The sequence below is a fragment of the Enterobacter sp. T1-1 genome, assembly GCF_000710795.1.
Classification (GTDB): Bacteria; Pseudomonadota; Gammaproteobacteria; order Enterobacterales; family Enterobacteriaceae; genus Enterobacter; species Enterobacter cloacae.
This window is the reverse complement of sequence record NZ_JALW01000065.1, coordinates 43,680-62,603: the sequence shown is the minus strand read 5'-3', so window position 1 is coordinate 62,603 and position 18,924 is coordinate 43,680. Positions and strand designations below refer to the sequence as shown.

Here is an 18,924-nt window from a genome sequence, read left to right as displayed (position 1 = left end):
GGGGGAGTGCGTGCGCGCTTCTCCCTCTCTCTTCCCCCCGGCTGGGGGGGGGGGGGGGGGGGGGGAGGGCACCAGACCGCACCTAACCCTTAATCGGTGAGTTGCGGCGCTTGCGCGGTGGGTGGAAGTGCCGCCAGTGTGGATCCTGCGCTGCGGCCAGCAGTTCGTGGTCGCCACGGGTATCCCCCCAGGCGCGCAGGTGGTACTCGTTCAGATTGCCATACACCTTTTCCAGTCTGGCGACTTTCTGGGCGCAGCGGCAGTTGTTGCCGGTAATGCGCCCGGTCAGCTTACCGTCTTTCACTTCCAGTTGTGTGCCAATCAGCTTGATGCCAAGCTTGTCAGCCCACGGCTGGAGCACCAGTGCCGGAGAGGCGGAACAGATGGTCACTTCCGCGCCAGAGTTCACCTCCGCCGCCACCGCCAGCACCCCCTCGGGGCGCATCAGCTTGTTCCAGTATTTTTCGCAAAACGCTTCCGCCTGCTGACGTAACCAGTGTTCATCCACCCCCGTCAGGAACGTTTTGATCAGCACCTCTTTTAGCTCATCACGCGTTAGCTTGCGGCGTACGCAGTGGAGCGTCGGCAATGCCATACGCACCAGTCGTCCCGCGAAGTAACGTTTCCCGAAGGCAAAACGCAGGAAAGGGATGAAGCTATCGTGGTGTGTTAACGTTCCATCAAAGTCGAAGACAGAGAGCACGTTAGATTTGGCCACGGTCTCGTCGGCAATCATATTGGTCATAAATACGTCTTAGCTGAAATACACATTCTGCTCGTTAGTTTACCTGCTTTGGCGCCACAGTCCTTAAACCTCACGCTTTTTTTCTCATTCTTGCGGCCTGAGCCACTCAGATAATGTCATCCACCACGCCACCGTCGACGCGCAACGCCGCGCCAGACGTGGCGGAGGCCTGCGCTGAGCAGACATAGACCACCATATTGGCGACCTCTTCAACCGTGGCCGCTCGCTGGATCACCGAGCTGGGGCGGTTGGCCATCACAAACTCTTTTGCCAGCTGTTCCAGCGACTTACCGGTCTTCTCGATCTCGTCTTTCATCATCTCTGCGAATCCGTCAGACATCGTCGGCCCCGGCAATACGCTGTTGACCGTCACGCCGCTACCCGCCACGAACTTCGCCAGCCCGCGTGCCAGCGAGAGCTGTGCCGTTTTGGTCACGCCGTAGTGGATCATGTCCGCCGGGATATTGCAGGCCGACTCGGAGGAGATAAATACCACGCGGCCCCAGCCTTTCTTCACCATGCCGGGAAGCAGCGCGCGGGAGAGACGCACGCCGGACATCACGTTGGTCTGCCAGTAACGTTCCCAGGTGTCATCGTCGGTGGCATAGAAATCCTGCGGCCCGTAAATCCCGGCATTGTTGACCAGAATGTCCACGTTATTCGCCACCTTCAGCAGCGACTCGACCCCTTCCGGCGTGCTGAGATCGGCTATCGCGGCACGCACCTGAACGCCCGGCACCACCTGCTGCAGCTGCTGAATACCTTTATTCACCGACTCGGTACTGCGGCCATTGACGATCACTTCCGCACCGCTTTCTGCCAGCCCTCTGGCAATGGCGAAGCCAATTCCACCCGTTGAGGCGGTGACCAGCGCCACTTTCCCCGTAAAGTCGATTTTCATCCTCTGCTCCTTATCGTTTTAACGTTCGGACCTTAAAGCGTAGCAGGTGACGATGACGGCTCCTGGCTAAAAAGGCGCAATAGCGACTCAACCTGTTCGTCCAGCGGGCTAAGCGAGCGCTTCACAATCAGGTGCAGCGGCGTGGCTCGCCGCACGCCATGGCTGAGCGGCAGCATCTTCAGTACCCCTTGTTCCAGCTGAGTCTGAATGCGCTCCTCCGGCAGCCAGCCGTAACCCACCTGCGACATCACCGCCTCAATGGCCGCGTCAATGGTGGAAAAGGTCCACGAGCCACTGGCTGAGTGCGCCGCGGTCTGGTTGTCCGCAATTTTAATCAGCGGCCACGGGCGGAGCATGTCGTCGTTCAGCGGCGCATCGAGCTGAAAGAGCGGATGCTGGTGATGGGCCACGGCAACAAAGTCGATATTCATCAGCCATTCGCCAAGCCCGGTCATATCCTGGCGGCGGGTTAAGACCATCACATCGGCTTCATCATTGATGGCATCGGCGCGGGTATTTTCCAGCACTTCGGTGAGACGGACCTGAGTCTGCGGATACTGCTGCTGGAACTGACGCAGGATGGCAAACAGACGACGGCGGGGAAAGATATTGTCCACCACCAGATCCAGCCGCGTGCGCATTCCGTTACGCAGGGTAAGCGCGCGTGTCTCAACGTACGCGAAGGCTTTCAGCAGCGGTTTGACCTGGTTGAGCAGCAGTTCCCCGGCAGGGGTCAACACCGCCCGACGGCCTTCCTGCACCAGAAGCGCCACCCCCAGCCGTTCCTGCAGTAGCGCCAGGTTATAGCTGACGGAAGACTGGCTGCGGTGCGTCTCTTCCGCGGCTCTGGCAAAACTGCCCGCATCCACCACCTTCTCCAGCAAGGACCATTGTTCGAGCGTCGTCTTGTGCATAATCAATCTAAAATTTGGATGAATTTGATTCAAACATAGCGTTATTCATTCATTTTTTGAAGGGGTAGGATCGTCTCATCAAAACAAAGGAGACATTATATGAGCACCTTCGACAAACACGACTTAAGCGGCTTCATCGGCAAACATCTGGTTTATACCTACGATAATGGCTGGAACTACGAGATTTATATCAAAAATGAAAATACCATCGACTACCGTATTCACAGCGGCCTGGTGGGGAATCGTTGGGTAAAAGATCAGCAGGTGTATGTTGTTCGCGTAGGTGAGAGTATTTATAAAATTTCCTGGACTGAACCCACCGGCACCGACGTTAGCCTGATTGTGAACCTTGGGGACAAACTGTTCCATGGCACTATCTTCTTCCCGCGTTGGGTCATGAACAACCCGGAAAAAACCGTCTGCTTCCAGAACGATCACATTCCACTGATGAACAGCTATCGCGATGCAGGTCCGGCCTATCCAACAGAAGTGATTGATGAATTTGCCACCATTACCTTCGTGCGCGACTGTGGGGCCAACGATGACAGCGTAATTGCGTGTGCGGCCAGTGAATTGCCCGCTGACTTCCCAAATAATTTAAAATAAGCGCGACAATTAACTAAAAAGAAAAGTTCCCGGTTATTTCTGTTTTTAAAGAAATAACCGGGATTTTTTTTGTTTGTTGAGCTTTGGTTTAAACGTTACATTTTGAAAAAATTGAGTGCTGTCACAAAATAAATAATTCATAATTTTATAACTTTATGTTTTTAAAGATATTTATATTCATATGAAAACATTTTAATTCCCTCTCTTAATTTTTCCCTAAGAAATGAGCGCTACCTTGATATGAGTTTATGAACCGTTGAAATAAACGGTCCGCTAATTGGTTAATATCAAAAGCATGCCATTCTTATTGCAAGGAAATTAATGATGAGTGATTTTTTGCCTTTTTCCCGCCCCTCAATGGGTAATGAGGAAATCGCGGCGTTGCAGGAGGTATTAACCTCTGGCTGGATCACGACCGGGCCGAAAAATCAGGCGCTTGAAGAGGCATTTTGTCAGCAGACCGGGAATCACCACGCCATTGCCGTCAGTTCGGCAACGGCCGGGATGCACGTCACCCTGATGGCGCTGGGTATTGGCCTTGGCGATGACGTCATCACCCCCTCCCTGACCTGGGTCTCCACGCTGAATATGATCGTTCTGCTGGGGGCAAACCCGGTGATGATCGATGTGGACAAAGATACCCTGATGGTCACCCCGGACGCGATAGACGCCGCGATTACGCCGCGTACCAAAGCGATTATCCCGGTGCATTACGCCGGTGCGCCGTGTGATATCGATGCTATCCGCGCGGTGGGGGAACGTCACGGTATTCCGGTGATCGAAGATGCGGCACACGCCGCGGGCACGTACTACAAAGACCGCCACGTGGGCTGGCAGGGCACGGCAATTTTCTCCTTCCACGCCATTAAAAACATGACCTGCGCCGAGGGCGGTCTGGTGGTGACGGATGACGAACAGCTGGCACAAAAAATCCGCAGCCTGAAATTCCACGGTCTGGGCGTCGATGCCTATGACCGCCAGACCCACGGCCGCGCGCCGCAGGCCGAAGTGATCGCGCCCGGCTTTAAATACAACCTCGCGGATATCAACGCCGCGCTGGCGCTGGTGCAGTTGGGCAAACTGAAACAGGCCAATAAACGCCGTCAGGACATCGCCGAACGCTACCTGCGCGAGCTGGCCGACACGCCGTTCCAGCCGCTCACTATTCCCTCATGGCCGCATGTGCACGCCTGGCACCTGTTTATTATTCGCGTGGATGAAGCCCGCTGCGGGATCTCCCGCGATAACCTGATGGCGGCCCTGAAGGAGAAGGGCATCGGCACTGGCCTGCATTTCCGCGCGGCACACACCCAAAAATACTACCGCGAGCGTTTTCCTGATGTATCGCTCCCGCATTCTGAATGGAACAGCGCGCGTATTTGTTCTCTCCCACTTTTCCCGGACATGACTCATGACGACACAACCCGCGTCATTACCGCGCTCCATCAGCTTGCAGGACATTGATATGTTCAGTGCGCCGCCTGTACAAAAAGTTTCTGTGGTGATCCCCGTTTATAACGAGCAGGAGAGCCTGCCCGAACTGATCCGCCGCACCACCGCCGCCTGCGAGACGCTGGGCAAAGCCTACGAAATCCTGCTGGTGGATGACGGCAGCAGCGATAACTCCGCCCTGATGTTGACCGAGGCTGCGCAGGCCGAAGGCAGCCATATCGTCGCGGTGCTGCTTAACCGCAACTATGGCCAGCATTCGGCCATTATGGCCGGTTTCAGCCACGTGACGGGGGATTTGGTCATCACGCTGGATGCCGATCTGCAAAACCCGCCGGAGGAGATCCCCCGGCTGGTCGCCAAAGCCGACGAAGGGTACGACGTGGTGGGTACGGTACGGCAGAATCGTCAGGATAGCCTGTTCCGCAAGCTGGCTTCCCGCACCATCAACCGCCTGATTCAGCGCACCACCGGCAAAGCGATGGGCGATTACGGCTGCATGCTGCGCGCCTATCGCCGCCATATTGTCGACGCCATGCTGCACTGCCATGAACGCAGCACCTTCATTCCGATTCTGGCGAATACCTTTGCCCGTAAGGCGACGGAGATCCCGGTGCTGCACGCCGAGCGTGAGCACGGGGAGTCGAAGTACAGCTTTATGCGTCTTATCAACCTGATGTACGACCTCATCACCTGCCTGACCACCACGCCGCTGCGCCTGCTGAGCGTCTTTGGCAGCATTATCGCGCTGGCCGGGTTTACGCTTTCCGTTTTGCTGGTCGTCCTGCGTCTGGTCTTTGGCCCCCAGTGGGCGGCGGAAGGGGTGTTCATGCTCTTTGCCGTGCTGTTCATGTTCATCGGCGCCCAGTTTGTCGGGATGGGCCTGCTCGGTGAGTACATTGGCCGTATCTATAACGATGTTCGCGCACGTCCGCGCTACTTTATTCAACGTGTTGTCCGCCAGGAACACAAAGTCTCTCAAGAGGAAAAACACCCATGAAAGCTGTTGTCTTTGCCTATCACGATATGGGGTGCGCGGGCCTGCATGCCCTGCTTGAAGCGGGTTATGATATCGCTGCCATCTTCACGCATCCGGACACCGCAGGCGAGAATAACTTCTTTGGCTCCGTGGCGCGTATCGCCGCCGAGCGCGGCATTCCGGTCTACGCGCCGGACGATATCAACCACCCGCTGTGGGTGGATCGCATTCGCGACACCGCCCCGGATGTCATCTTCTCGTTCTACTACCGCAACCTGATTTGCGACGATATTTTACGTCTGGCGACGAAAGGGGCATTTAACCTTCACGGCTCATTGCTGCCCGCCTACCGTGGCCGCGCGCCGCTGAACTGGGTGCTGGTGAATGGCGAAACTGAAACCGGCGTGACCCTGCACCGCATGGTGCACCGCGCTGATGCGGGCGCCATCATTGCGCAGCAGCGTGTTGCCATTGATGCGGATGAGACGGCGCTGCAGCTTCATCAGAAACTCTGCTCGGTGGCACAAAGCCTGCTGCGCGATGCACTGCCAACCATCCTGAACGGCACCTTCAGCGAGACCGCTCAGGACGAGAGCAAGGCGAGTTGTTTTGGCCGCCGCACGCCGGAAGACGGCCGTCTGGACTGGAACAAGCCCGCCCGCCAGCTGCACAACCTGGTGCGCGCGGTGACCGACCCCTGGCCGGGGGCGTATAGCTTTGCCGGCGTCAGCAAATTCATCGTCTGGAAATCCCGCGTGCGCGACGATGTCCCGGCCGCGAAACCGGGCACTATCGTCTCTGTCTCTCCGCTGATTGTCAGCTGCGGCGAGCAGGCGCTGGAGATCGTGACCGGTCAGACCGACAACGGCGTTTATGTGCAGGGCGCGCAGCTGGCGCAGTCTCTGGGGCTGGTTCCCAGCGCCTTGATCACCAGCGCCCCGGTGGTGGCAATTAAGCGCCGCACCCGCGTGCTGATCCTCGGCGTAAACGGTTTTATTGGTAACCACCTGACCGAGCGTCTGCTGAAAGACGATAACTACGAAATTTATGGCCTCGACATTGGCTCCGATGCCATCAGCCGTTTCCTTGACTGCCCGCGCTTCCATTTCGTGGAAGGGGATATCAGCATCCACTCCGAGTGGATCGAGTACCACATCAAAAAATGCGACGTGGTGCTGCCGCTGGTCGCCATTGCCACGCCGATTGAGTACACCCGCAATCCGCTGCGCGTATTCGAGCTGGACTTTGAAGAGAACCTGAAGATTATCCGCGACTGCGTGAAATACGATAAGCGCATCATCTTCCCGTCCACCTCCGAAGTGTACGGCATGTGTACCGATAAAAACTTCGATGAAGATACCTCTAACCTGGTAGTCGGGCCGATCAACAAGCAGCGCTGGATTTACTCCGTCTCTAAACAGCTGCTGGACCGCGTAATTTGGGCCTACGGCGAGAAAGAAGGGTTGCGCTTTACCCTGTTCCGGCCGTTCAACTGGATGGGGCCACGTCTGGATAACCTGAACGCGGCGCGCATTGGTAGCTCCCGCGCCATTACCCAGCTGATCCTGAACCTGGTAGAAGGCTCGCCCATTAAGCTCATTGAAGGCGGTAAACAAAAACGCTGCTTCACCGACATCAGCGACGGCATCGAAGCCCTGTTCCGCATCATTGAAAACAAGGATGGCCGCTGCAACGGGGAGATCATCAACATCGGCAACCCGGATAACGAAGCGAGCATTCGTGAACTGGCCGAAATGCTGCTGGCAAGCTTTGAGCGCCATCCGCTGCGTAACCAGTTCCCGCCGTTTGCAGGATTCCGCGAAGTGGAAAGCAGCAGCTACTATGGCAAAGGCTACCAGGACGTTGAGCACCGCAAGCCGAGCATTCGCAATGCGAAGCGCTGCCTGAACTGGACGCCAACGGTGAAGATGGAGCAGACCATTGATGAGACGCTCGATTTCTTCCTGCGCACCGTGGAGCTGTCGGAACAGGCCTCATGAAAAAAGTCGGTTTACGCATTGATGTCGATACCTTCAGGGGAACGCGTGACGGCGTTCCCGGACTGCTGACGCTGCTGAGCAAGCACGATGTGCGTGCCAGCATCTTCTTCAGCGTGGGGCCAGACAACATGGGACGTCATTTATGGCGTCTGGTTAAACCGGCATTTCTGTTCAAAATGCTGCGCTCGCGCGCAGCATCGCTCTACGGCTGGGATATTTTGCTGGCCGGTACCGCATGGCCCGGCAGGCGTATCGGCGCGGGTAACGAAGCCATCATCCGTGAAGCGGCGCAGCACCATGAGGTCGGCCTGCATGCCTGGGATCACCATGCCTGGCAGGCCTGGGCGGGCGTCTGGGACATTCCTCGCCTGGCCCGGGAAATCGAGCGTGGTCTGCGTGAGCTGGAGGCCATTATCGGGCAGTCGGTGCGTTGCTCCGCCGTGGCCGGATGGCGTGCGGATCAACGCGTCGTGAAAGCCAAAGAGCCGTTCGCGTTTCGCTACAACAGCGATTGCCGGGGCAGCGGACCGTTTTTACCGCAGCTCGGTGAAAACCGCGTTGGCACGGTGCAAATCCCGGTCACACTGCCCACCTGGGATGAAGTGGTGGGGCGCGAGGTGACCGCCGACGGCTTCAACCGCTACATTCTGGACTGTATACATCGCGACACCGGCACGCCGGTCTACACCATCCACGCCGAGGTGGAAGGGATTGCGTATCAGCATGATTTCGATGCGCTGTTGACGCTGGCGGCGCAGGAGGGGATTCAGTTCTGCCCGTTGATCGACCTGCTGCCAGACGATCTCAGTACGCTGCCCGTCGGCAAAATTGTGCGAAGTGAAATGGCTGGCCGGGAAGGCTGGCTTGGCTATCAACAAACCGTGAGTCCGGTACCATGAAAGTCGCCCGTTATGGCTTAGGGCTTTTCGCCCTGTTTATTGTTTACTATCTCATTCCGGTTGATATCCGTCTGTTATGGCAGCCTGATGAAACGCGCTATGCGGAAATCAGCCGTGAAATGCTCGCCTCCGGCAACTGGATTGTGCCGCATTTTCTGGGGCTGCGTTACTTTGAAAAGCCGATTGCTGGCTACTGGGTCAACAGTCTCGGGCAACTGCTGTTTGGCCATACAAACTTTGCCGTGCGCGCCGGGGCCATCTTTTCCACCGGCCTGACGGCGCTACTGGTTATCTGGATGGCCTGGCAACTCTGGCGCGATAAACGCGTTGCCCTGTTCTCCGGCCTTATCTTCCTGACGCTGTTTCTGGTCTATGGCATTGGCACCTATGCCGTGCTCGACCCCATCATCTCCCTGTGGCTGGCGGCGGCGATGTGCAGTTTCTGGCTGGCCTCGCAGGCGCAGACCCTGGCTGGCAAAGCGGGGGGCTACATCGTGCTGGGGCTGGCCTGCGGCATGGGGGTGATGACCAAAGGCTTTCTCGCCCTGGCGGTGCCGGTCCTTGGCGTCCTGCCGTGGGTGATTGCCCAAAAGCGCTGGAAAGAGGTGCTGATTTTTGGCGGGCTTGCGATCCTGAGCTGCGTGCTTATTGTCTTGCCCTGGGGGCTGGCGATTGCCCAGCGTGAACCCGATTTCTGGCGCTACTTCTTCTGGGTTGAACACATTCAGCGTTTTGCCCAAAGCGACGCCCAGCACAAAGCCCCGTTCTGGTATTACCTGCCATTCCTGGTCGCGGGCAGTCTGCCGTGGCTGGCGCTGTTGCCCGGTGCGCTGCGTCTGGGCTGGCGTGAAAAACATCCGGCAGGCGGCGGGCTTTATCTGCTCGGTTGGGTGGTGATGCCGCTTTTATTCTTCAGCATTGCCAAAGGCAAGCTGCCTACCTACATCCTGCCGTGTTTTGCCCCGCTGGCGATCCTGATGGCGCGCTATGCCTGCCTCGCTGCGGAAAAGGGGGCCAGCGTGTTACGCATCAATGCCGGGATCAACCTGGCGTTCGGTACCCTCGGTGTCATCGCGGCGTTAGTCGTGTCGCCGTGGGGGCTGGCTAAGCACCCGGTCTGGACATCGGTCGAGCTGTTTAAAGTCTTCTGCGCGGTGGTGGCCTTCCTCGTCTGGGCCGTGGTGGGCTGGTTTAGCTTCAGACGGAGCCAGCAGCGCTGGTGGCTGGCGGCGCTGTGCCCTGCCGGGCTGGCGTTGCTGATTGGTTTTGCCATTCCCAACCTGGTGGTGGACTCCAAACAGCCACAGTCGCTGGTGGATACCGTGCGCGACCCGCTCCAGCAGAGCCGGTTTGTGCTGGCCGATAACGTCGGCGTGGCGGCAGGGCTGGCGTGGGAGCTTAAGCGTAATGACATCATCATGTTTGGTCAGAGCGGTGAACTGCGTTACGGGCTGGATTATCCGGACGTGAAAGACCGCTTTATCACTAAAGATGACTTTGCGCAGTGGCTGGCGAGGCATCGCCAGCAGGGGAACGTGTCGCTGGTGATCCTGCTGTCGAAGAACGACGATCTGAACCGGGATAACCTGCCAAAGCCGGACTACCTGTATATCCAGGGGCGGCTGGCTTACCTGCAGTATCTGCCGCAATGATGACCTGGCTTTGGCTGGTGCTGGCAAGTCTGCTGACCTGCGCGGGACAGCTCTGTCAGAAGCAAGCGACCCGTCCGGCGAAAATCGGGCGGCGTGGCGCGCATATTGTGCTGTGGCTGGGGCTCGCCTTGCTGGCGCTGGGCTGCGGCATGCTGGTCTGGCTGGTGGTATTGCAGCGTCTTCCCGTCGGGGTCGCCTATCCCATGCTGAGCCTTAATTTTGTCTGGGTGACGCTGGCGGCGAAGGGGCTCTGGCATGAGAAGGTGGCCCGACATCACTGGCTGGGCGTAGGGTTGATTATGATCGGGATTGTTCTGCTGGGAGGAAGCCTGTGAAAGGGGCGTGCTGGGCGTTATGCAGCGTGGCGTTAGTCAGTGCCGCGCAGCTGCTGCTGCGCAGCGCCATGCAGGCGCTTCCGCCCGTCGGCGAGGCGCTGGCATTTTTCAGGGCTCTCTGGCATTTTTCGTCCGGTACCGGCGCGCTGCTGCTGGGGCTGATGGGCTATGTGGCCTCTATGGGCTGCTGGTATCTGGCGCTGCATCGCATGGCGCTCAGCAAAGCGTATGCCTTGCTGAGCCTCAGTTATATTCTGGTGTGGGGCGCGGCGATCCTGCTGCCCGGCTGGGGCGAGTCGTTCTCGTGGCAGGGGCTGGCGGGTGTCGGGTTGATTATGCTGGGCGTGCTGGTGATATTCCTGCCCCGGACATCTCGTGGTGAAAAATCGCCCCGGGGGTAAGGGTGAACGGAGTGGGCGTGCAGACGGCGAGACTCAGCGAGCCAAACTGAAGCTGGCTGACCGAGTGGGCCTCAGAGGTACTGTCGATGCTGACAATCTGCCAGGCGCTGCCGCCTCGTTGCTTCACAATTGCCTCTTTACGCGTCCAGATCCCCCAGAAAGCCGGGAGCTTCGCTTCCTGCGCTTCGCGTTCCAGCTCTGCATGCTCCGCCACGCTGAAAACCGCGTTCGCCAGTGCCTGCCAGTTTTCACGCGGGCGTATCACTTCGATATCGCAGCCTACTTCACCTTCATCGCTCACCAGCAGGGCAATGTCGTCCCCGCTGTGGCTCAGGTTAAACCAGAGCCGATGATCTTTCGCAAAGGCGGGTTTCCCCTGTTCACCGTACACAATGTCGGGCAGCGGAGACGGGGATAATGTCCGGGCGAGCAGCGTCCTGCCTGCCAGCCAGGAACGGTTTCGCGCACCCTGAGGTGCCATATCTGCGAGCGTTGACGCCAGCGGGTCCGCGCAAAGGGTGGAGATTTTTCCCAGTATAAACTGGTACATAGTTACGCCCAGCGTTTGATAATGATTGAGGTATTGATGCCGCCAAACGCGAAGTTATTGCTTTGCAGATACTCGCAGTCAATCTGACGGGCTTCCCCCATAATATAATCTAAAGCACCACATTGCTCATCCGGTTGTCTTAAATTGAGCGTCGGGGCAAACCAGCCTTCACGCATCATCTGCACGCTCATCCATGCTTCCAGCGCACCGCAGGCACCTAACGTATGGCCAAAATAGCTCTTCAGCGAGGAGAGGGGGACCCTGTCGCCAAAGATGGCCGCAGTGGCCTGGCTTTCGGCGATATCACCCCGATCGGTGGCGGTGCCGTGGGCGGAAATATACCCGATGTCCGTGGCGCCTAAACCGGCCATTGCCAGCGATTGCTCCATGCAAATCTGCATGGTTTCACGCTGCGGCTGGGTGATATGCGCTGCATCGCAGTTGGTGGCAAAGCCCACGATTTCGCCGTAGATGGTCGCCCCGCGTGCTTTGGCGTGCTCCAGTTCTTCCAGAATCAGCGTGCCTGCCCCTTCGCCGATGACCAGACCATCGCGCGCGGTATCGAAGGGCGACGGCGTGGTTTTCGGCGCGTCGTTGCGCTGGCTGGTGGCGAACAGCGTATCAAATACCGCCGCCTCTGAAGGACAAAGCTCCTCGGCGCCCCCGGCGACCATGACGGTCTGATAACCATGGCGAATGGCTTCCCAGGCGTAACCAATCGCCTGGCTGCCGGAGGTACAGGCACTCGACGTGGGAATGACGCGCCCCCGCAGACCAAAGAACAGGCCGGTATTGACCGCGGTGGTGTGCGGCATCATCTGCACATAGGTGGTGCCGGTGATGTTATTGGTGTGTTTTTCCATCAGCATGGAGGCAAAGTCGCTTACCGGGCCCGTGCTGCCCGTGGACGACCCATAGGCGATGCCGGTTTGCCCCTGCGTCAGTACCGGGTCATCGATCAGGCCCGCCTGCTCAAGCGCCAGTTCGGTGGCGCGGGTGGAGAGCAGCGACACGCGGCCCATGGCGCGAATGCGCTTGCGGGTATAGTGTGCCGGAAGGGTGAAATCCTCGATGGGGGCTGCCAGCAGCGTTTGCAGACCGGCATACTCTTGCCACTCCGTCATGGTGCGCACGGCGTTTTCGTAGCCGAGCAGCCGCTGTGAAATGGTCGGCCAGTCCTCGCCAAAGGCGGTCACACCTCCCATTCCCGTAATCACCACCCGACGCGTCATAACATCCCCCCGTTGATCGAGATCACCTGGCGTGTCACATAGCCTGCCCGGTCTGACATCAGATAACTCGCCAGACCGGCCACCTCGTCCGCCTGACCCATGCGCTGCATCGGGATCATGGACATGGCCTCTTTCAGCGCGGCCTCTTCCATCTCGATCATGCCGGTATCAATCAGCCCGGGCGCGATGCAGTTGACGGTAATTTTGCGTTTTGCCAGTTCAATGGCCAGCGCTTTGGTGGCGCCGATAATACCGGCCTTGGCGGCACTGTAGTTCACCTGTCCGCGGTTGCCCATCACGCCTGACACGGACGACAGGGTGATAATCCGCCCGCCCTTGCGGGTTGCGATCATCGGCATGATGCAGGGATGAATAACGTTATAAAAACTGTCGAGGTTGGTGTGGATGACGCTATCCCAGTCCTCGTCGCTGAGCGCCGGAAACGCGCCATCGCGGGTTATCCCGGCATTGCTGACCACGCCATACCATGCGCCAAAGGTGCTGATTTCCTGTTCCAGAACCTCGCGGCACTGCTCGCGGTTGCCCACGTCAAAGGTCAGTAAACGACCCGTTCCGCCAGCCTGAACAATGGCCTCCAGCGTCTCATGCGCGCCATCAGCATCGCGATGGTAATGCACGCCTACGGTGAAACCGTCAGCGGCAAGCTGACAGGCGATGGCGCGGCCAATGCCTTTGCTGGCGCCCGTGACCAGTACGGAACGTGTCATGATGAAGCTCCCTGAGAGAAAAGTGAGGTTAATTCGTCCTCGCTGGGCTGGAACGTATTCACACGGCCCGTGGCAAGGGGGGCGTTATCCGTCTGGATTGTGCATTCAAAGCTGCCAAAGCGTTCGTCCTGCATCAGGCGCTCAATGGTAATGGTTAACGTAGTGCCTGCAGCAAAGCGGCCCGTGCTGCACACCAGCTCGCGCGCGCCCAGCACCATGCCCAGCGGGCTGTGGGGCAGGCCTTTTTGCAGACGGTGCCATTCAGACCAGACGCCCACGGTCTGGGCCATCAGTTCCAGCGCAAACCAGCCCGGCAGATCGCCGTCAACGTTCAGGAACGGCGCAAGCACACCGTGCCCGTCGACCGTGACGCTGCACACCGCGCTGCTGTCGGTGACACGCTCAACGCGCTCCAGCAGCATCATCGGTGCGTCGTGAGGCAGGTAGTCGGCGGGGGATAAATAACTCATGACACTCTCCCCAGCAGAAGGCTGGAGTTGTTACCGCCAAAGGCGAATGAGTTCGATAAAATCACCGGTTTTGTCAGCGGCGCACGCTGATGCAGCAGGCCGCAGGGCGGCAGCGTGTCGTCCGGCGCGTAGCGGGAAAAATCCTGCGGCGGCAATGGCAGGTCACGGGTCAGGATCAGCCAGCTTAATGCGGCTTCAGTGATCCCGGCCGCGCCAAGCGTATGGCCGGTGAGGTGTTTGGTGGAGCTACACGGTACCCGGTCGCCAAAGAGGGCGTTAATCACGTGCGCCTCAATCCGATCGTTGAGGGGAGTGGCGGTGCCGTGCAAATTAATATAGCCCACGTCATCTGCCGTCATGCCTGCCTCCTTCAGCGCCTGGGTAATGGCGCGAATGGCGCCTTCTCCCTCGGGATGTGGGGCAGAGATATGGTACGCATCGCTCGATTCACCCGCCCCCAGCAGCGCAACCTGATCCGGTTCGCGCGTCAGCACCATGAGGGCCGCCGCTTCACCGATGGTGATCCCCCGGCGGTCTCGGCCAAACGGCTCGCACTGCGTGGGCGAGAGCGATTCAAGGCTGTTAAAACCATTGACCGGCATACGGCTTAAGCTGTCTGCCCCGCCTACAAGGGCGACATCCACCAGTCCGGCCTCAATCAGACGCTGTCCGCTGATGATCGCCCGGGCGCTGGAGGAGCAGGCAGTCGAAATGGTATACGCCGGGCCATCCAGCTGCAGCCAGTTGGCGAGGAAGCGGGAGGGGTCGCCCAACTCCTGCTGCGGGTACTGCCATTGCGGGCTGCGTTCGCCGTTCAGGGAGAGGCGCACGTACTCATCGCCTTCATCCAGCCCTGAGGTGCTGGTGCCCAGCACCACCGCCACGCGGTCGCGGCCCACGCGGGCGATGGCTGCCTCAACGGCAGGCTGAATCTGTGCCAGCGCCGCCAGCAACAGCTGATTATTACGGCTGCGGTGTGCTGCCAGGCTATCCGGTATCGGCGGCAGTTCACCCTCAACGCCGCCCAGCATGGCATCAGGTAATCCTTGCAGCCATCCGGCGCGATGACGCATACCCGGCGCAATCCCGGCGTTCAGGTTGGCCGCGATCTCATCGGCCGAGTTGCCCAGCGCGTTGACCATGCCAACAGCGGAAATGTAAATCATCTCAGTCACCCAGATATTGAATGGTGATGTGGTATTTAAAGACGTGCTGCGCAATGCTGATCGGCTCGCGCTTACCGTTGCGTTGCAGGTAGACAATCTCGGTGACCAGCTTGCCGTCAGGGTTACGCAGTTCGCGTCGGGTGTCAGTATCCTTTAGCGTCCATCCCTTCGGCAACTGCGGCTGCCAGGCGCTGAGCGGCCAGTGGCTGAGCATCACATCCGCCAGCACCTGGCTGGCGGGCGGTAGCTGGGGCATAACGACCGACTGCTCGGTATGGATCCCGGTGTTGTCATAGGTCGCGAGAAACAGGCGGATCCCCACCGACGAGAGCCCGGCAAGCGTCACTTTTTGCCCGTCAGCGTTCAGCAGAACCAGCAGCGACTGAGTCTGACCGTTAAATCGGCCGGTCAGCAACTGCTGAGAACGGATGGCTGGCGTAATGCCCGGCGGTGGCAGCGTCACCTGCGTGCCCGGCTGAAGCCAGGCCTGCGGGCGAGTTTCTTCAGTATCGGTCGAATGGCTGCAGCCTGCCAGCAGCAGCGTCGCAGCCAGCGCGGCGACGCGGTAAAAAGCGTTCATCATGGTTTTCTCTCGTTCCTGGCTGGCATCGCCAGCGGGGCCAGCAGGAAGGCGGTGAAAATACCGCTTACCAGCACAATTCCAAAGCTGCTGATGGCCTGCGTCGCGCTGAACACCAGCATGCCCAGCGTCAGCAGCGTGGTCATCATCGCCAGGGTGATAGCCAGCATCGACGTCAGCGGCGTGCCGCGCGGGTTGCTGAAAAACAGCGTGTAGTTGATGCCAATGCCGAGCACCAGCACCAGCGCCAGCAGTGAAAACAGATTGACGGAATGCCCGGCGACGGCCAGCGCCGCCAGCCCGCAGCTGAGCGACAGTACCGACGGCACCAGGCTGATAAGCCCCTGACGCCAGCCAAGTCGGATTATGGCGCCGCAGGCAATCGCCGCCAGCGCTACGCACAGTAGCCCCGTCAGCAGGGTGCGGTAGAGGGCAAACAGGCTGTCAAAACTGGCCTTACGATCGATCCAGACGACCCCTTCATGCTGTGCCGCCCGTTCACTTAGCGCCGTACTGTTTTTGACGCCGTCCACCGGGACGAGCACGCCGCTTTCGCCGCCCGGCAGGGTCAGCCAGAGCAGACGCCAGCCTTCGCTGGCCGGGCTGGCAAGCCAGGCGTCCACGCTGACAGGCATTGGCGTCAGATCCGGTGAGACGGTGTTCAGTCCGGCGCTGTGCAGCACGTTCATTACCGCAGGCGCAGCGTGGTGCAGCAGCGCCAGATCGCTTTTTTGACGCTTCATGGAGTTCAGCGGCAGGGTTCGCCAGCTTGCCAGCTCACCCGCTTTTTGCGCCTGTGCCAGCGCAGGGGTAAAGGCCTCCAGCCGCTCCAGCGTCTGCTGGGCTGACGTGCCGTAAACCACAAACCATTTCTGATCGACGCGCTGGCCGGTCAGGGCGGTAATGGTCTTCTCCTGCGCCAGAATCGTTTTCGGCAGCGCCTGCAGCTGGGCGATATCGTCGTCCACCTTCAGGGTGGCAATACCTGCGGCGGAAAGGAGCGCCAGCGTGACGGGCAGGCCAACCGCGAGTGTTTTATTACGTCGCCAGGCGGTCAGCCAGCTCGACATCGCTCTGCTGGCCGGAACCGGGCGTACCGGCAATCCACGGCACAGCCAGGGGTGCCAGAATATCACCGTCAGGCACGAGGCGCTCAGCCCCACGGCGGCAAATAGCGCCATCTGGCGGATCCCGGGGAAGGGGGCCAGCATCATAATCAGGTACGCCACGACGGTCGTCAGAAGCGCCAGCAGCAGGGCATTACGCACTTTATCCAGACTTTGCCACGGCGAGTTTTCGCCACCGTGCACCAGCCGTTCGGTCAGGTAGTAGAGGGTGTAATCGGCCGAAATACCGATGATGCTCATGCTCATCACCAGCGTCATCAGATGCAGCTCGCCAAAGAACAGCAGGGTGGCGACCGTGCCCGCCAGCGCGCCGATGCCAATGGAGATCGCGCACAGCAGCAGCGGACGCAGGGAGCGGAATGTCGCCACAATCAGCAAGAGTACGCCCAGAAGGGTGGCGACACCCAGCGTGGAGATATCCCGTTTGGCCTGCTGGCTGGCGTAATCGCTGTAAAACACCGTGCCGCGAGACAGCAGTTGCGCCTGTGGGTAATGCGTTTTCAGCGTCGCCTGCAGCGCGTTCAGGGTGGTCACCAGCCGGTGGGTTTGCTGCATATCAAAAGAGGAACCGGCCAGCTCGCCGTGCAGCAGATACCAGTAGTTTCCGGCGTCATCCTGCGTCACCAGCCAGCCGTCCATCAGCCGCAGCTTCTGGCCGTTTTGCGCCAGCGCGAGCTGCGCGCCGCGCATCAGCATCAGCGGATCGTTTTGCAGCTCCTTGCCGCTCACGCCGGAAAAGGCCGAGTAAAGCTGAGATAAAACCCACTGCGCCTGCGCTTCACCGCCGTTTTGCAGGCGGGCGCGGGTGGCGGGGTCAATCATCCCGTTGCGGTGCTGCCAGAAAAACTCGCCCCAGGCTTGTTGCCCGGCGGCGTCCATGGGCCCTTTGACCTCGCTCAGTGCTCCGCTGCGTTGCAGCAGCGTCAGCCACTGCTGCGCCACGCGCGGATCGGGTTTTTTGCCGGGGCTGACCAGCCAGACCAGCTGACGGTCGAGCCGCTGCATAAAGCCGTCGTTGAGCGCCGGAGGGATCGCCCCCAGCGTCTGTGTCGGTAACATGGCCAGCACGCTGCTGTTCAGGCGCGCGCCGGGCAGCAGCGACACCAGCAGGCCCAGCATAATCAGGCATCCCGCGGCCCATAGCAGCGCCGGGCGCAGCGATTTACGGTGCGGCAAAGCGTTGGCGTTCGTCATCGGTCAGGCTGGCGGGTGTCAGTCGGTGACTGGAGAGGGTGATATCCGTACGGTCGCCCTGTTTGTCGTTAAGACGAATAGACTCCAGAAAGGTCGCACCGCCCAAATCGAGGGTGGCGAAAATGGTGTTCAGCGGCGTCGTGGTGGGCGTGAGCACCAGCGACCAGCGGCCTTCCCCCAGGTCTTGAAAATCGATGCGGAAATTCTCTTCCAGCACCTTGCGGTCGGCCTGGAACAACGCCCGCAGCAGGTGGTTGAACTGGAACATCTGCGGATTATTGTCGGCGGTAATGGTCTGCGGCGGCTGGCCGTTGATGGTCTGCACCATCCGTTTGTCATCCAGCAGCAGCGTCATGGGGAACGGGGCTTTTTGATCCCACAGCAGGCCGCTGTCACGGGCGATCACCATCTCGCCCTGCGAACGCAGCGGCTGCGGCATGTCTTTGATCGTACGAACCTGCTCGAAGTGAGCGCGCACCACGGGCTGTTGCGTAAACCGCTGCTGCAGTTCATCCAGCGTCACGGCGCTGACCAGCGGGCTAAACATCAGCGCCAGCAAAGGCAACCATTTCATGGCGTGACTCCCATACGTTCAAACAAGATCCCCGGGCTGACAAAGCACATTTCGCGGGTGGCTGCGTCGACCGCCACCTGGATGGTGTAACCGGTGGTGGTGCGTTTACCGGTCTGCGCGTCGAAGATTTGATAGGCAATGCGCAGGCGGTTTTCATACTCTTCAATCTGCGCCCGGACCCGGATGCGTTGTTCAAAGGTCACCGCATCGCGGTATTTCACCCGCGTATCGACCACCGGCCAGACATAGCCGGAGGCTTTCATCTGGCGATAGCCGTAGTCGAACTGATTGAGCAGCGCTTCGCGGGCTATTTCAAAGTAGCGGAAATAGTTGCCGTGCCAGACCACGCCCATCATGTCGACGTCGTGGAACGGGACGGTGATTTCAACTTCCGTCGTAAAGCGGGGATCGGTCAGCACCCT

20 protein-coding genes are annotated in these 18,924 nt (G+C 59.4%); 8 read left to right on the top strand and 12 right to left on the bottom strand.

Annotation, left to right across the window (positions count from 1 at the left end; translation table 11 throughout):
• Positions 1–82 precede the first annotated feature (82 nt).
• The 3 genes from AK59_RS0120030 to AK59_RS0120020 form a co-directional block, all read right to left on the bottom strand.
• Positions 83–745, bottom strand: coding sequence for an HAD family hydrolase (locus tag AK59_RS0120030; RefSeq protein WP_013099181.1), 663 nt, complete (start codon positions 743–745; stop codon positions 83–85).
• 106 nt (positions 746–851) lie between these two features.
• Positions 852–1,646 (bottom strand): SDR family NAD(P)-dependent oxidoreductase, encoded by a 795-nt coding sequence (locus AK59_RS0120025; RefSeq protein WP_020687718.1) that lies wholly within the window; start codon positions 1,644–1,646, stop codon positions 852–854.
• A gap of 32 nt (positions 1,647–1,678) precedes the next feature.
• Positions 1,679–2,560 (bottom strand): LysR family transcriptional regulator, encoded by an 882-nt coding sequence (locus AK59_RS0120020; protein WP_029883624.1) that lies wholly within the window; start codon positions 2,558–2,560, stop codon positions 1,679–1,681.
• A gap of 99 nt (positions 2,561–2,659) precedes the next feature.
• On the opposite strand from AK59_RS0120020, the gene AK59_RS0120015 reads away from it, so the two are divergent.
• The 8 genes from AK59_RS0120015 (at position 2,660) to arnF (ending at position 10,881) form a co-directional block, all read left to right on the top strand.
• The gene (locus AK59_RS0120015; protein WP_029883623.1) at positions 2,660–3,166 is read left to right on the top strand and encodes a phenolic acid decarboxylase; all 507 of its coding nucleotides are present in this window, start codon (positions 2,660–2,662) and stop codon (positions 3,164–3,166) included.
• A gap of 324 nt (positions 3,167–3,490) precedes the next feature.
• Positions 3,491–4,630 (top strand): UDP-4-amino-4-deoxy-L-arabinose aminotransferase, encoded by a 1,140-nt coding sequence (gene arnB / locus AK59_RS0120010; RefSeq protein WP_029883622.1) that lies wholly within the window; start codon positions 3,491–3,493, stop codon positions 4,628–4,630.
• 1 nt (position 4,631) lies between these two features.
• Entirely contained in the window at positions 4,632–5,615 is a 984-nt protein-coding gene (arnC, locus tag AK59_RS0120005) for an undecaprenyl-phosphate 4-deoxy-4-formamido-L-arabinose transferase (protein WP_013099176.1), read from the top strand.
• A complete protein-coding gene (arnA, locus tag AK59_RS0120000; RefSeq protein ID WP_029883621.1) occupies positions 5,612–7,594 on the top strand; it encodes a bifunctional UDP-4-amino-4-deoxy-L-arabinose formyltransferase/UDP-glucuronic acid oxidase ArnA in 1,983 nt (660 codons plus the stop codon). The genes arnC and arnA overlap by 4 nt, the downstream gene beginning before the upstream one ends.
• Complete coding sequence (arnD, locus tag AK59_RS0119995; RefSeq protein ID WP_013099174.1) at positions 7,591–8,493, top strand: 4-deoxy-4-formamido-L-arabinose-phosphoundecaprenol deformylase; 903 nt, start codon at positions 7,591–7,593, stop codon at positions 8,491–8,493. The genes arnA and arnD overlap by 4 nt, the downstream gene beginning before the upstream one ends.
• Positions 8,490–10,145 carry a lipid IV(A) 4-amino-4-deoxy-L-arabinosyltransferase gene (gene arnT / locus AK59_RS0119990; protein ID WP_029883620.1) on the top strand — a complete coding sequence of 552 codons (1,656 nt, stop codon included), beginning with the start codon at positions 8,490–8,492 and terminating at the stop codon, positions 10,143–10,145. The genes arnD and arnT overlap by 4 nt, the downstream gene beginning before the upstream one ends.
• A complete protein-coding gene (gene arnE / locus AK59_RS0119985; protein ID WP_029883619.1) occupies positions 10,142–10,480 on the top strand; it encodes a 4-amino-4-deoxy-L-arabinose-phosphoundecaprenol flippase subunit ArnE in 339 nt (112 codons plus the stop codon). The genes arnT and arnE overlap by 4 nt, the downstream gene beginning before the upstream one ends.
• On the top strand, positions 10,477–10,881 hold the full coding sequence (gene arnF, locus AK59_RS0119980) for a 4-amino-4-deoxy-L-arabinose-phosphoundecaprenol flippase subunit ArnF (RefSeq protein WP_013099171.1): 405 nt from the start codon (positions 10,477–10,479) through the stop codon (positions 10,879–10,881). Before arnE ends, arnF begins: the two co-directional genes overlap by 4 nt.
• Here arnF and acpT read toward each other — a convergent pair.
• From acpT to AK59_RS0119935, 9 genes are read right to left on the bottom strand one after another with little or no spacing between them, the layout of a single operon-like run.
• Positions 10,814–11,431 carry a 4'-phosphopantetheinyl transferase AcpT gene (gene acpT / locus AK59_RS0119975; protein WP_029883618.1) on the bottom strand — a complete coding sequence of 206 codons (618 nt, stop codon included), beginning with the start codon at positions 11,429–11,431 and terminating at the stop codon, positions 10,814–10,816. The genes arnF and acpT overlap by 68 nt on opposite strands.
• Before the next feature lie 2 nt (positions 11,432–11,433).
• The gene (locus AK59_RS0119970) at positions 11,434–12,663 is read right to left on the bottom strand and encodes a beta-ketoacyl-ACP synthase (RefSeq protein WP_020687725.1); all 1,230 of its coding nucleotides are present in this window, start codon (positions 12,661–12,663) and stop codon (positions 11,434–11,436) included.
• Positions 12,660–13,391, bottom strand: a complete 732-nt coding sequence (locus tag AK59_RS0119965) for a 3-ketoacyl-ACP reductase FabG2 (RefSeq protein ID WP_013099168.1) — start codon at positions 13,389–13,391, stop codon at positions 12,660–12,662. Before AK59_RS0119965 ends, AK59_RS0119970 begins: the two co-directional genes overlap by 4 nt.
• Positions 13,388–13,861: an ApeP family dehydratase gene (locus AK59_RS0119960; protein ID WP_023620062.1), complete on the bottom strand. Its 474-nt coding sequence runs from the start codon at positions 13,859–13,861 to the stop codon at positions 13,388–13,390. The genes AK59_RS0119965 and AK59_RS0119960 overlap by 4 nt, the downstream gene beginning before the upstream one ends.
• The gene (locus AK59_RS0119955; RefSeq protein WP_029883617.1) at positions 13,858–15,027 is read right to left on the bottom strand and encodes a beta-ketoacyl-[acyl-carrier-protein] synthase family protein; all 1,170 of its coding nucleotides are present in this window, start codon (positions 15,025–15,027) and stop codon (positions 13,858–13,860) included. The genes AK59_RS0119960 and AK59_RS0119955 overlap by 4 nt, the downstream gene beginning before the upstream one ends.
• A 1-nt stretch (position 15,028) precedes the next feature.
• A complete protein-coding gene (locus tag AK59_RS0119950) occupies positions 15,029–15,607 on the bottom strand; it encodes a DUF3261 domain-containing protein (RefSeq protein ID WP_032618696.1) in 579 nt (192 codons plus the stop codon).
• On the bottom strand, positions 15,607–17,928 hold the full coding sequence (locus AK59_RS0119945) for an MMPL family transporter (RefSeq protein ID WP_029883616.1): 2,322 nt from the start codon (positions 17,926–17,928) through the stop codon (positions 15,607–15,609). The genes AK59_RS0119950 and AK59_RS0119945 overlap by 1 nt, the downstream gene beginning before the upstream one ends.
• Complete coding sequence (locus AK59_RS0119940; RefSeq protein WP_020687731.1) at positions 17,897–18,502, bottom strand: LolA family protein; 606 nt, start codon at positions 18,500–18,502, stop codon at positions 17,897–17,899. The genes AK59_RS0119945 and AK59_RS0119940 overlap by 32 nt, the downstream gene beginning before the upstream one ends.
• The gene (locus tag AK59_RS0119935; RefSeq protein WP_020687732.1) at positions 18,499–18,921 is read right to left on the bottom strand and encodes an acyl-CoA thioesterase; all 423 of its coding nucleotides are present in this window, start codon (positions 18,919–18,921) and stop codon (positions 18,499–18,501) included. The genes AK59_RS0119940 and AK59_RS0119935 overlap by 4 nt, the downstream gene beginning before the upstream one ends.
• Positions 18,922–18,924: the final 3 nt, after the last annotated feature.

Excerpts from the sequence above, each read along its gene's own strand:
- arnD (WP_013099174.1), top strand. The coding sequence starts at position 7,591 with ATGAAAAAAGTCGGTTTACGCATTGATGTCGATACCTTCAGGGGAACG.
- AK59_RS0119965 (WP_013099168.1), bottom strand. The coding sequence starts at position 13,391 with ATGACACGTTCCGTACTGGTCACGGGCGCCAGCAAAGGCATTGGCCGC.
- acpT (WP_029883618.1), bottom strand. The coding sequence starts at position 11,431 with ATGTACCAGTTTATACTGGGAAAAATCTCCACCCTTTGCGCGGACCCG.
- arnA (WP_029883621.1), top strand. The coding sequence starts at position 5,612 with ATGAAAGCTGTTGTCTTTGCCTATCACGATATGGGGTGCGCGGGCCTG.
- AK59_RS0119960 (WP_023620062.1), bottom strand. The coding sequence starts at position 13,861 with ATGAGTTATTTATCCCCCGCCGACTACCTGCCTCACGACGCACCGATG.
- AK59_RS0120030 (WP_013099181.1), bottom strand. The coding sequence starts at position 745 with ATGACCAATATGATTGCCGACGAGACCGTGGCCAAATCTAACGTGCTC.
- AK59_RS0119955 (WP_029883617.1), bottom strand. The coding sequence starts at position 15,027 with ATGATTTACATTTCCGCTGTTGGCATGGTCAACGCGCTGGGCAACTCG.
- AK59_RS0120025 (WP_020687718.1), bottom strand. The coding sequence starts at position 1,646 with ATGAAAATCGACTTTACGGGGAAAGTGGCGCTGGTCACCGCCTCAACG.
- AK59_RS0120015 (WP_029883623.1), top strand. The coding sequence starts at position 2,660 with ATGAGCACCTTCGACAAACACGACTTAAGCGGCTTCATCGGCAAACAT.
- AK59_RS0119940 (WP_020687731.1), bottom strand. The coding sequence starts at position 18,502 with ATGAAATGGTTGCCTTTGCTGGCGCTGATGTTTAGCCCGCTGGTCAGC.
- AK59_RS0119945 (WP_029883616.1), bottom strand. The coding sequence starts at position 17,928 with ATGACGAACGCCAACGCTTTGCCGCACCGTAAATCGCTGCGCCCGGCG.
- AK59_RS0120020 (WP_029883624.1), bottom strand. The coding sequence starts at position 2,560 with ATGCACAAGACGACGCTCGAACAATGGTCCTTGCTGGAGAAGGTGGTG.
- arnB (WP_029883622.1), top strand. The coding sequence starts at position 3,491 with ATGAGTGATTTTTTGCCTTTTTCCCGCCCCTCAATGGGTAATGAGGAA.
- AK59_RS0119950 (WP_032618696.1), bottom strand. The coding sequence starts at position 15,607 with ATGAACGCTTTTTACCGCGTCGCCGCGCTGGCTGCGACGCTGCTGCTG.
- arnT (WP_029883620.1), top strand. The coding sequence starts at position 8,490 with ATGAAAGTCGCCCGTTATGGCTTAGGGCTTTTCGCCCTGTTTATTGTT.
- arnC (WP_013099176.1), top strand. The coding sequence starts at position 4,632 with ATGTTCAGTGCGCCGCCTGTACAAAAAGTTTCTGTGGTGATCCCCGTT.
- AK59_RS0119970 (WP_020687725.1), bottom strand. The coding sequence starts at position 12,663 with ATGACGCGTCGGGTGGTGATTACGGGAATGGGAGGTGTGACCGCCTTT.
- arnE (WP_029883619.1), top strand. The coding sequence starts at position 10,142 with ATGATGACCTGGCTTTGGCTGGTGCTGGCAAGTCTGCTGACCTGCGCG.